Raw genomic sequence first — 677 nt, 5'->3', positions numbered from 1 at the left:
AACGTTCCGTGAAGCACTTCGCCGCTTTTTTCATATTACCTTGCCAGAAAAAGCGAAAGAGTTGACTACCCGACTGACTGATAACTTTCAGATTCTAAGACCTGCATCTTCAAGTTAAGTGCGTATAGTATAAAAATCATCTAGTTCTTTAAATATAGAATCAAGACGTAAATAAAGATCATTATTCATTCAATAACCTTGTATGCTCCAGAAGGAATATCATTCGTAAGGAGAACCTCTTGATCCTTACGGGCGTAACGGAACGCTTTTCCTTTTAATCCCTACCCTCTACTAATATCAATAACTTGCTCATCTGGTATCTTAGATAAATCAACCTTGACCTTACCATTTTTATTATAGAAATCAGCAGTGCTTTCTTTTTTAGTTGTAGAAATTAATTGCGTATTACGTTTCCCATTCTCAACGTGTTCTTGTACTGAGTAATTTTCTGTCGGATCTTTTGGTGGGATAGAGAGCAGTAAGGAATAAGCGAAGAGAGAACGCGGTGATGGCAGGGGGCAACCTGCCATCACCGCTAACCATAACCAACTTGATGTGGTTCAATGATTTTGGTCACCGTTATAGAGGTGATATTCTCACTTCGATAATTCAACAGGTGACATAATGAAAAGAAGTTTCAGCCCCGAATTTAAATTGGAATCAGCACAGTTAGTGCT

The 677-nt window shown here is 38.3% G+C and carries 1 protein-coding gene and 1 pseudogene; one reads left to right on the top strand and one right to left on the bottom strand.

Annotation, left to right across the window (positions count from 1 at the left end; all coding sequences use genetic code 11):
- Positions 1-118, top strand: a pseudogene (locus tag Xenpb_RS20250) (IS630 family transposase); the annotation flags it as partial.
- Positions 119-281: 163 nt separating this feature from the next.
- Here Xenpb_RS20250 and Xenpb_RS19450 read toward each other — a convergent pair.
- On the bottom strand, positions 282-530 hold the full coding sequence (locus tag Xenpb_RS19450) for a hypothetical protein (protein WP_255523223.1): 249 nt from the start codon (positions 528-530) through the stop codon (positions 282-284).
- Between the last annotated feature and the right edge of the window lie 147 nt (positions 531-677).

This window comes from Xenorhabdus sp. PB62.4 (assembly GCF_014467285.1).
In the GTDB taxonomy this organism is placed as follows: Bacteria; Pseudomonadota; Gammaproteobacteria; order Enterobacterales; family Enterobacteriaceae; genus Xenorhabdus.
Note: the sequence above shows the minus strand (reverse complement) of the source record. Positions and strands in the feature narration are given on the sequence as shown.

Excerpts from the sequence above, each read along its gene's own strand:
- Xenpb_RS19450 (WP_255523223.1), bottom strand. The coding sequence starts at position 530 with ATGGCAGGTTGCCCCCTGCCATCACCGCGTTCTCTCTTCGCTTATTCC.